Source organism: uncultured Neisseria sp. (assembly GCF_951230505.1).
Classification (GTDB): Bacteria; Pseudomonadota; Gammaproteobacteria; order Burkholderiales; family Neisseriaceae; genus Neisseria.
This window is the reverse complement of sequence record NZ_CATNVN010000001.1, coordinates 41,700-52,327: the sequence shown is the minus strand read 5'-3', so window position 1 is coordinate 52,327 and position 10,628 is coordinate 41,700. Positions and strand designations below refer to the sequence as shown.

Sequence of the window (10,628 nt, the reverse complement as noted above, 5' to 3'; positions counted from 1 at the left end):
TTTAAGGACAATTGAGGCAAGCGAAGCGTATTCCCTGTCAGAGACTCCGCTTCCGGCCAGTCGGCGTAATAGTATTGCCAATATATTTCTTCAAAAGGAATTTTGCCGTAATCGCACAACCACGGTTTGGCGAGTGTGGTGTAGTGGATGATGGGCGGGGTGGTATCCGGCAGAGGGAACATTTCGTCAAGGTTGTATGTTTGGAAAAATCTTCTGGCGCCGGTTTGGTAATTCCAAGATTCTTCCAATTGCAGCCAGTTTTCTTGAAATACGGTGTTTAGAAAGCATTGGTCGCCGTAGGGGACGGTTTTATCAATGGTGGCGGCGGTTTGCAGCAGTTGCTCCGCGATATTGTGTTTGCGCCATTGACCCAAATCAGCCAGCAGCATACCGGAATTGAAATAGGGCGTGGTGTGCAGGCCGGTCGGATGGTTCCAATCGGTACGGGCGAGATAGGAATCTTGTACGGCGGCGACGGGATAGCCGCGCATATCGAGGTTGAATAAATCGTGCAGGGATTGGGTAACCACCATATCGCTGTCGAGATAAAGGGCGCGGTCGATGGGCAGGTGCTGCATCATTAGGCGGAAAAATGCGGCATCCGAAATATGGGACAGGCGGCGATATTGGCTGAAGTCCATTTCGATTTTGACATCATTCAGACGGCTGCCGCTGGCGGCGAGTTTTTGGTTGGTATAGTTGATCCATTCCTTCCTGAAGGTGTTGTGCATAAGGTAGAAATTGACACCTGTATTGTACGTACAGATGGACTTCATCAGGGTATGGACTTGTTCGGCATAGCCGGTATCGGCGGCAAGGACGATGGTAATGTTGCTCATTGGTTAAATTCCCTTTATTTGCAATGTTTTAAATTTTGTCAGTCATTTTCTTGGTCTTGTGCAGTCGGTAAGGCGGCGTGGTCTTCGTTTTCCGACATGGCCTTTTCTACTAAATCCCGCTGCAGTTGTTTGCCGGCTTTGATGCCCAATTTGCGTAGTTTTTCGGTGCTGCTGATGAGGTTGCCCCTACCGGAAACCAAGCGGCCGTAGGCCGTCTGAAACTGGGATTGTGCCTGACCAAGCGCTTTATTGATGCCGTCCATGCTTTCGACAAAGCCGACAAATTTGTCATAGATTTTGCTGCCTGCTTCGGCAATCGCCAGCGCGTTTTGGTTTTGCTGCTCGTTGCGCCAGATGTTGGCAACGGTGCGCAGGGTGGCGAGCAGGGTGCTGGGGCCGGTCAGCATGATGCGTTTGTCGAAACACTCTTGGAATAGGTTTGGATCATGTTGCAGGGCGAGGAGGTAGGCCGGTTCGACAGGGACGAACATAAAGACGAAGTCCAGCGTTTTGACGCCCTCAAGGTCGGTGTAATCTTTTGCTGCCAAGCTTTTGATATGGGCGCGGATGCTGGCGACGTGGTTGGCAAGCTCGCGTTCTGCTTCTGCGCCGGTGCTTTGCGTATAGCGGACGTAGGCGGTCAGCGATACTTTGGAGTCGATGACGATTTGTTTGTTGTCGGGTAGATTGATGAGGACATCGGGCTGGAGGCGGCGTTGGGTGCCGTCTGCTTCGTGGCGGACGCTGGAAGCTTGGACGATGTATTCGCGGCCTTTTTGCAGGCCGGAATTTTCCAATACGCTTTCCAAAATCATCTCGCCCCAGTTGCCTTGGGTTTTGTTTTGCGTGCCGGTCAGCGCGGTAGTCAGCGCTTTGGCATCGTGGTGGAGCTGGGTGTTGAGGGTTTGCAGGCGTTTGAGCTCGTTTTCGATGGTCAGGCGTTCTTTGGCTTCTTTTTCATAAGTCTGCTGGACCAGCTCGCTGAAGCCGTGTATACGTTCGTTGAGCGGATTGAGCAGTTGTTGGAGATGGTCGTGGTTTTGTTCGGTAAAGCGGCGGCTTTTCTCTTCCAGAATAGTATTGGCGAGGTTTTGGAACTGGTCGCTCAGGTTTTTACGTGCATCTGCCAACAGGGCCAATTTTTCTTCGGCAGCCTGACGGTCTTTTTCCGATTGGGTGTTGAGGCGCTCGTTTTGGACTTGAAGCGCGTGATTTTGCTCCAAAAGGGCGGCGTATTCTTGTTTCAGACGGCTTTTTTCGGCTTCCTGTTGCTGTAAAAGGCTGTTTTTGTCGTCGATATTGGCTTTTTCTTGCGTCAATTGTGTGGAGAGGCGTTCGTTTTGGACTTGCAGTGCATGGTTTTGCTCCAAAAGCGTGTCGTAGTCTTGTTTCAGACGGCCTTTTTCCGCTTCCTGTTGTTGCAAAAGCGTATTTTTATCCGCACTCAAGGCCTGTTCTTGAACCAGTTGCGTGTTTAGGCGTTCATTGTTGATTTGCAGGTTTTGCGCGTTTTGCTGCCATTTTGCACATTCGTGTTTTAAAGCTTCGGCTTCGGCCTCGCAATCTTGCAGATAGGCAATCTGTTTTTCGGCTGCGGCAAAGCGGTTGCCCGTCTCCTGCAATTCGTCTTGCAATTCCTGCACGGTATGGCGGCTTTGCGCCAAATCCGCCGCAGTTTGAGCCTGAACCTGTTCGGCAAACTCATGCAGGCGGCGGGCTTCGGCCAATTCTTGTAAAACGGTAAAGTGTCGGCTTTGGGCTTGGTAGCGTGTTATCAGCCAAGCAAACAGCGCGCCGATAAAAAATGCGGCCGCGCCGGTCAGGATTAGGGTGGTGTTCATGCTGGAAATAGTCAATACGCGGAATGTTTCACTATATCATATATTTGCAGCGCATTTTATGGTCGGATATGCGCTAGAAACGTGTGTTTTCTTTAAAAGAAGCTATCAAAGGTATTGGTTTTGACTAATTGAACATTTAGGTTGTGAAAAAGATAAATTTGTAACATTTTGAATTTAAAAATATATTTAATTTAGAGTGCAATTTTGCAACAAAAAAGGAGGGATTTTATGGGCGCAGAAAGATACGTTTGTAGTGCGTATGTAATTAAGACATCGGTGTCATTGAAAAAGACATCGGTGTCATTTTCAAAACAAAATATAAATTAACTAAAATCATCATTATGTATATTTTTAGTATTTTATCTTTACGGAAAAATTGTATTAATTAACGATTAACACGGTATGATTCGTCCTGTCGGCAGCGCGGATGCCGGCGAAAAAATGTGTATGTTGTTAAATAACATTTTGTATCTATGAAAAAGGACTACTTAAAATGGGATATTTAATAACGCTTGCCGCCGCTTCTTTAATCGGTATGTCCGGAATATCGGCTTCTGCCATCGGCATCTCCCGTAATATCGAAACGGTAGTACACAAATAATTCAATCATAAACGAATTAATTACAATACTTCAGAAAACGCAACTTAGGCCGTTTTTCGGCCGACAGACAAGAAAGTGAGATAAACAATGAAAAATTTAATCAAACTGGCAGCAGCCTCTTTAATCGGTATGTCCGGCCTGACCGTCGGTGCAACCAATATCACCCACAATATGGCTGATGCCGATAAATAAAAAATACACAACACACCCTTAAATACACAGAAAAGAGTTAAAATGAAAACATTAATCAAATTGGCTGCGGCTTCTTTGATCGGTATGTCCGGTTTGACAGTTGGCGCAACCAAAATCGCAAAAAATATGGCAGAAGCTGCCAATAAATAAACGCAAGTGAAATTAAGCTTGTTTTGGTGATAAAAAAGGCCGTCTGAACATTCAGACGGCCTTTGTATTTGATGGTAAACCGTTTTATTTGCCGATACAGAAGCGCGAGAAAATCACGCCCAGCAAATCATCGGCGGTAAATTCTCCGGTGATTTCGCTGCACGCGTTTTGGGCGAGGCGCAGGTGTTCGGCGAAAAGCTCGATTTGGTTGTTGTTGCAGAGGGCGGCGTTTTCCAGCTCGGCTTCGGCTTCGGAGAGGGCGTTGAGGTGGCGGCTGCGGGCGAGGAACAGGCTTTCGCTTTCGCCCTGCCAGCCGACTTCCTGCAGCAGCGCGTGTTTGAGCAAATCGAGACCCGCGCCGGTTTTGGCGGACAGGCTGATGACACTTTCCGCGCCGGTTTGCGCGAGGCCGTCTGAACGGACGGCGACAGGTTCGCCGGTCAGATCGGCTTTGTTGTGGATTTCGATTTTTTTCAAACCTTCGGGCAGGCTGTTTAAAATCGCTTGGGTTTTGGCGTTTACGCCTTCGCGCGGGTCAATCAGAATCAGGGCGACATCGGCTTCGGAGACGGCTTTGCGGCTGCGTTCGATGCCGATTTGCTCGACCACGTCGTCGGTTTCACGCAAGCCTGCGGTGTCGATGATGTGGACGGGTACACCGTCAAGGGTAATTTGTTCGCGCACGGTGTCGCGGGTGGTGCCGGCGATGTCGGTTACGATGGCGATGTCGTCGCCCGCCAAGGCGTTGAGCAGGCTGGATTTGCCGACGTTGGGCGCGCCGACGAGGACAACGTTCATGCCTTCGCGCAAAATTGCGCCTTGTTCCGCGCTGGCGAGGACGGTTTTCAGACGGCCTTGCAGGGCTTGGAGCTTGCCGCGCGCGTCGGCGGCTTCGAGAAAGTCGATGTCTTCTTCGGGGAAGTCGAGCGTGGCTTCAACCAGCATCCGCAGGGTAATAAGGTCGTCCACCAGCTCGTGTATGTGTTGGGAAAACGCGCCTTTGAGCGAACGCAATGCCATGCGCGCGGCGGACTTGCTGGAGGCGTCGATGAGGTCGGCGACGCTTTCGGCTTGGGCTAGGTCGAGTTTGTTGTTGAGGAAGGCGCGTTTGGTAAATTCGCCCGGCTCCGCCATGCGCGCGCCCAGTTCGAGGCAGCGCGAGAGCAACATGTCCATTACGACGGGGCCGCCGTGTCCCTGCAATTCAATCACGTCTTCGCCGGTGAAGCTGGCTGGCGCGGCGAAGTAGAGCAGGATGCCGTTGTCTATCGGCTGCCCGTCGCCGCCGAGAAAGTCGGTGTAAAGCGCGGTGCGCGGTTTGGGCGTTTTGCCGCCGCTGAGGGTTTGCGCCAAAGGCAGCAGGTTTTTGCCGGAAAGACGGATCACGCCGACGCCGCCGCGTCCGGGTGCGGTGGCGATGGCGGCGATGGTGGGTTGGGATGCGGACATGGTTGGCTCGTATCTGGAATTTAATAGACGGTATTATATAGTGATTTCACGATGATGCAGGCCGTCTGAAAACCTTGATTTCGGTTTCAGACGGCCTTTGACTTTGATGGAATTAAAATGATGAACCTTCCTGCTTCAGAAATTCTGCTTCTTCTTCCGTGGTTTTACGCCCCAATACGGCGTTACGGTGCGGATAGCGTCCGAAGTGGTCGATGATGACTTTGTGTTTGATTTCAAAGGTCAATGCGTTTTCATTGGTATAGCGTTCAAACAGCGGTACGGCTTGTTCATGGATAACTTGGCTTTCGCTGTGCATCAACGGCATTAGCATGAAATGGCGTTCATGCGGAAGGAGGTCGGCGAAGCCGGGTTGGCGAACGGCTTCTTGGGCAAGAATGAGTGCAGCAGTATCTTGGGCAAACGCTTGATGGCTGTCGCGGAACAGATTGCGCGAGAATTGGTCAAGAATAATGATTTCGGCGAGCCTGCCTTGCAGGGTATCGCGCCAGTGTGAAAGTTCGCCGCGAGCTGCCTGCTGCCAGATATCGAAAAATTGAGCGCGAATTTGGGCATCGAATCCATTGTTGCGGGCAAATTGGAAAGGGCGGTTTTCTTCGGTAAACCAGAAATCTAAGACAGTTTGAGGTGTCATGAAAACTCCTTGAAATAGAGTACAGGGAAAATTGAGGTCGTCTGAAAAATTAGAGAGATGCTTTCAGATCATCTTAACCATCAGCGCTTGCGTGAGAAAAGATCGGTAGCGGAGCGGATTGTTGCTCACAATATGCAATTTATGATCTACATCTTTTCAGGATGGGCTCCTTACTACTCTGGTACAGTTCCTTCACTTTGTTCAAAATATTTTTGTAATTTTGATATAAATTGCCGACAGATTTTATTCGTATGTGGAGACGACGACAATATTTTGCACTTGGAAAACTTTGCTTGCGTTGCCGACATAAGCTGTTGCACCAATCACTGCGATTTTCATGTGTGACTTCTTGTTGAGATTCGATTGATGAGATGAGCGCATGCAAAGGCCGTCTGAAACTTTTAGTTTCAGACGGCCTTTAAATTAAGATGATTAAACAGCGGCGACGGTAAAACGTTCAAACAAATGCGCTTTGTTTTCCACATCGTCGGCGATGGCGACTGCCAAATCGGCCACGCTGATGCCTGCCGGAATTTCACCGTCCATCAGCAAATCGTCTTTGCCCAAGCGGTATTTGCCGGTTTGGTCTTCGCTGAAACCGCCGTCTGCGCCCAGTCGTGCCGGAGGGGAAACGAAAGACCAGTTCACGTCGCGGCGCGGCAAGAGTTCTGCCAAGAGATGGCGTGCGGCATTGGTGCCGTCGAAAATTTCTTTCGGGAAGTCGGGCGTATCGATAACTTGCAAACCGGGTGCCACATACAGGCTGCCTGCGCCGCCGACGACCAACAAATAAGGCACTTGCGCTGCTTTTGCCGCTTCGACGATGCTGTTTGCGCCGTGTGTGAAATCCGCGCCGATGTTGGGATTGGTCCAGCCCGGGTTGAATGCGCTGACCACGGCATCAAAACCGGCCAGTTTGTCGGCAAAATCTGCTGCGTTGACATCTGCGGAGACTGCGGCAACATTTTGTGCTTGGAACACTTTGTCTGTGTTGCGGGCGAAAGCAGTCACTTCATGACCGCGGCCTGCCAATTCTTGAACGACTGCGTTGCCGACATAACCAGTTGCACCGATAACTGCGATTTTCATGTTTTACTCCTTGTTCGGGTGTGATTGATTAGATGAGTGCATTGTAAGGCCGTCTGAAACGCTTGATAATCCCTGATTTGCTGTTATGATTGTGAAGTTGAACTAAACAATTATTTCCAAATGCAAGACATCAAACCCCTGCTTGTTTTCGCTACCGTCCTTGAACACGGCAGCATGAACGCCGCTGCGGCCGCGCTGGGCATGACGCCGTCTGCCGTCAGCCAGCACATCAACCGCCTCGAAACCCTGCATGGTATCAAGCTGTTAAACCGCAGCACGCGCAGCCTTGCGCCTACCGATGCCGGCCGTGCCTTGGGCGAATACTGCCGCCGTCTCGCCGCCACCCTTGCCGATACGCGTACTGTTATCGACAATCTGAAGACCGAACCTGTCGGCGAATTGCGCATTTCCCTGACTTCTACGGTCATCGAATCCCGCGCTTTTCAGACGGCCTTTTCGCGATTGCAAACCGAGTTCCCAAAAATCCGTCCTGTCCTTAATTTCAGCGATACTTTGGACGACCTGCAACACAATCAGACCGACATCGCCATACGCGGCGGCGACCGGGCTTTGGACGATCCCAACTTGGTTGCGCGCCATCTCGTGACGTGGCCGTACATCATTTGCGCCGCGCCCGATTATCTCGACCGGCATCCGCCCATTACCCATCCCTCTCAGCTTCATGCGCACCGCTGGCTGCATTTTTTACCTGTCCGCACGACCTTGCAAAATGGTGAAGAAAGCTATTTCCTTGACGTCGCCGACAGCATTGCCTGTACGCATCTTGCCGCTGTGTGTAGTCTGACCGAAAGTGGATTTGGTTTGTCTTTGCAGGTGGGCGGCGAAGTGAGGGAGAAAATTGCGCAAGGCCGTCTGAAAGCGGTTTTGCCTGAATGGACATTGCCGCCGGTCAGCCTTTATTTGGTAACGCCTTATCGTGTGCAGTCTGCCAAAACCGAGGCTGCCGTGCGGATTTTTACCGAGAGTTTTGCCAAGGAAGGGGATTTATGAACGCGGAAAATTGGAGCGTTTACCTGATTTTGTGCGAAAACGGCGCGTTTTATTGCGGCATCAGCAACCGTCCTCAAGAGCGATTTGCAGCGCATTTGTCAGGAAAAGGCGCAAAATACATGCGTTTGAACAAGCCTGTCGAGATGCGCATCGTTTCAGACGGCCTGAGCAAAAGTGAAGCGCTGAAACGGGAAGTCGGCATTAAGAAATTGACGGCAGAGCAGAAGCGGGGATTGTGGGTTGAAGCTGAAACATTGGCAAAAGACTAATGGCGACAATGGATTAAATTGTAGTCGGAATATGAATAACCACATAAATAGGTAAGCCTGCTGGTGTCTTTTGCATGGCCAAGCGGCAAATGTTTATTAACATGATTCAAAAAGGCCGTCTGAAACCTGATTGGGATTCAAACGGCCTGTTTGGATGGGGATGGCTTTTAGGTTGACGCTACTTATGGAGAAGTCGGTAAAAAGTTGAATTCTAAAAGAAACTTTGAAAATAAAATGAGTAACTGCTTGAACAATAAAATGAAAGTTATCGCGTTTTATGACAAATGGGGGTGAATTTCTATCCGAGTAGAGAGGTGGTGTCAATATGTTTTTCAGTTTTTGAGACAAAATCTGATTTATACCAATATTTATTATAGTGTAGGTCGAAAGTATTAGTTTCTATGCTAGAATTTTTAAGCTGTTTATATAAAACAGTGATTTAAACTAAAACTAAGGAAAGACCGAACATGAACAAATTACTGATTGCCGTAATGATGATGGCTGGTTTGACAGCTTGTTCCCAAGAGGCTAAACAGGAGACTCAAGAGGCTGCTCAAGCCGTTGCATCTGAAGTTAAAACCGAAGCCGCTTCTGCTGCCGATGCGACTGCATCTGCCGCTCAAGAAGCCGCCGATAAGGTTGAAGCTGCCGCCAGCAAAGCAGAGGAAGCCGCGAAACCTGAAGAAGCCGCCAAGCCCGAAGAGAAAGCCGAAGCGCTTGCCGCTGAAGCCAAGCCTGCCGAATCCGCCAAAGTGGACGGCAAAGCTGTTTTTGAAGCGAACTGTAAAGCATGCCACAGCGGCTTGATTCCCGGCGCTCCGGCCGTAGGCAAAAAAGAAGACTGGGCACCTCGCATTAAACAAGGCAAAGACACCTTGCACAAACACGCCCTCGAAGGCTTCAATTCCATGCCTGCCAAAGGCGGCAACGGCAGCTTGAGCGACGACGAAGTGAAAGCCGCAGTTGACTACATGGCCAACGAATCCGGCGCTAAATTCTAAATCGCACCGATTGAAACGCACCTTGCTACAAGGTGCGTTTTTTATGGGTGGGCGGATAAAAGTTGAAATAGGGCCGATAAACAGGCAAAGGCCGTCTGAAACATTTTATTTTGAAGCGCAATCGGCTAAAATCAGGCGAATGATTTTATGCAGGAGCAAACCATGAGCAATCAACACGATAACGTAGATGCCGGCGAAATCGCCAAGTTCAGCCAAATCGCCGATAAATGGTGGGATAAAAACGGCGAATTCAAGCCCCTGCATGACATCAATCCCTTGCGCCTAGACTATATCGACGGCTATGCCGGATTGGCAGGCAAACGCGTGCTGGATGTAGGATGCGGCGGCGGTATTTTGTCGGAAAGCATGGCCAAACGCGGCGCAGAACACGTGACCGGCATCGATATGGCGGAAAAATCCCTGCAAACCGCCACAGCCCATGCGGCCGCTCAACACGTTGCCAATATCGATTACCGCTGCATCCGCGTCGAAGACCTAGCCGCCGAGCAGCCGCACAGCTTTGACGTGGTAACGTGTATGGAAATGATGGAACACGTTCCTGATCCGTCTGCCATCGTTCAAGCCTGTGCGAAACTGGTCAAACCCGACGGCATGGTGTTTTTCTCCACCATCAACCGCAATCCCAAATCTTATCTGCATCTGATTGTCGGCGCGGAATATCTGTTGAAATTCGTCCCCAAAGGCACGCACGACTGGAAAAAATTCATCACGCCGGCAGAGCTTGCGCGCATGTGCCGCCAAGCCGGATTGGATACCGTCGGCAGCAAGGGCATGACCTACAATTTGTTGAGCGGCCGTTATTCTTTGTGCGACTCGACCGAGGTCAACTATATGGTTGCCTGCCGTCCGGCATAAGGTTCCACGGATAAAACACACGGGCTTGCCCGATATTTGAAACGCTATGTCGAAAGCAGTTTGATACAAATATCGGTAAGGCAAATTAGGCCGTCTGAAAAGAAAAAAGGCATGTGCGATACATGCCTTTTTTGTATGTGTAGAGAGGTTGTCACCCTTATTCCGTCCAAGACGAATACGGATGTTTGCTCAAATACGCATTGGTGAATTTACCGTCTGCCGTGATTTCCTTGCCCAGCCAAGATGGTTTGGGGAACTCGGTATCTTCAGACGGCAATTCGATTTCCGCCACAATCAATGGCGCATTGTCGCCGAAATATTCGTCGATTTCATACACAAAGCCTTCAAATTCGACACGGTAGCGGTATTTTTCCATTTTAAACGGACACATGTCCGCCATCATCGCTTGCGCGTGAGCCAGCGGGATTTCGTATTCAAACTCGCTGCGCGTCATGTCGGAAATATAGCCTTTTAAGGTCAGCCATGCTTGCGAACCGATAATCCGCACGCGGATGGTGCACTCTTTTTCCACGCTCAAATAGCCCTGTTGCAACACCAGCGGCTCGCTTGCCGCTTCGCGCCAACTGTCATCCGCCAGCAAAAAGCGGCGTTCGATTTCGACCGTCATGAATTCTTTCCTTATTTACCAAACAGGCCG

Annotated in this window: 10 protein-coding genes; 4 read left to right on the top strand and 6 right to left on the bottom strand. The window is 50.2% G+C overall.

Annotation, left to right across the window (positions count from 1 at the left end):
- From Q1M25_RS00255 to Q1M25_RS00235, 5 genes are all read right to left on the bottom strand, one after another.
- On the bottom strand, positions 1 to 839 hold an 839-nt coding region (locus tag Q1M25_RS00255; RefSeq protein WP_300480417.1), incomplete at its 3' end, for a glycosyltransferase family 8 protein.
- 38 nt (positions 840 to 877) lie between these two features.
- A complete protein-coding gene (rmuC, locus tag Q1M25_RS00250; RefSeq protein ID WP_300480415.1) occupies positions 878 to 2,680 on the bottom strand; it encodes a DNA recombination protein RmuC in 1,803 nt (600 codons plus the stop codon).
- 1,027 nt (positions 2,681 to 3,707) lie between these two features.
- On the bottom strand, positions 3,708 to 5,072 hold the full coding sequence (gene mnmE, locus Q1M25_RS00245) for a tRNA uridine-5-carboxymethylaminomethyl(34) synthesis GTPase MnmE (protein ID WP_300480413.1): 1,365 nt from the start codon (positions 5,070 to 5,072) through the stop codon (positions 3,708 to 3,710).
- Between the two features lie 112 nt (positions 5,073 to 5,184).
- Positions 5,185 to 5,724, bottom strand: coding sequence for a DUF924 family protein (locus Q1M25_RS00240; RefSeq protein WP_300480410.1), 540 nt, complete (start codon positions 5,722 to 5,724; stop codon positions 5,185 to 5,187).
- A gap of 432 nt (positions 5,725 to 6,156) precedes the next feature.
- A complete protein-coding gene (locus Q1M25_RS00235) occupies positions 6,157 to 6,813 on the bottom strand; it encodes an NAD(P)-dependent oxidoreductase (RefSeq protein ID WP_300480408.1) in 657 nt (218 codons plus the stop codon).
- 120 nt (positions 6,814 to 6,933) lie between these two features.
- Between Q1M25_RS00235 and Q1M25_RS00230 the strand changes: the two genes are divergently transcribed.
- From Q1M25_RS00230 to ubiG, 4 genes are all read left to right on the top strand, one after another.
- Positions 6,934 to 7,824: a LysR family transcriptional regulator gene (locus tag Q1M25_RS00230; protein WP_300480405.1), complete on the top strand. Its 891-nt coding sequence runs from the start codon at positions 6,934 to 6,936 to the stop codon at positions 7,822 to 7,824.
- On the top strand, positions 7,821 to 8,093 hold the full coding sequence (locus Q1M25_RS00225; protein WP_150537165.1) for a GIY-YIG nuclease family protein: 273 nt from the start codon (positions 7,821 to 7,823) through the stop codon (positions 8,091 to 8,093). The genes Q1M25_RS00230 and Q1M25_RS00225 overlap by 4 nt, the downstream gene beginning before the upstream one ends.
- A 467-nt stretch (positions 8,094 to 8,560) precedes the next feature.
- Complete coding sequence (locus Q1M25_RS00220; protein WP_300480401.1) at positions 8,561 to 9,094, top strand: c-type cytochrome; 534 nt, start codon at positions 8,561 to 8,563, stop codon at positions 9,092 to 9,094.
- A 162-nt stretch (positions 9,095 to 9,256) separates the two neighbouring features.
- Positions 9,257 to 9,970 carry a bifunctional 2-polyprenyl-6-hydroxyphenol methylase/3-demethylubiquinol 3-O-methyltransferase UbiG gene (gene ubiG / locus Q1M25_RS00215; protein WP_285071311.1) on the top strand — a complete coding sequence of 238 codons (714 nt, stop codon included), beginning with the start codon at positions 9,257 to 9,259 and terminating at the stop codon, positions 9,968 to 9,970.
- 157 nt (positions 9,971 to 10,127) lie between these two features.
- On the opposite strand, the gene Q1M25_RS00210 is transcribed toward ubiG, so the two are convergent.
- Positions 10,128 to 10,598 carry a CYTH domain-containing protein gene (locus Q1M25_RS00210; protein ID WP_250590824.1) on the bottom strand — a complete coding sequence of 157 codons (471 nt, stop codon included), beginning with the start codon at positions 10,596 to 10,598 and terminating at the stop codon, positions 10,128 to 10,130.
- Between the last annotated feature and the right edge of the window lie 30 nt (positions 10,599 to 10,628).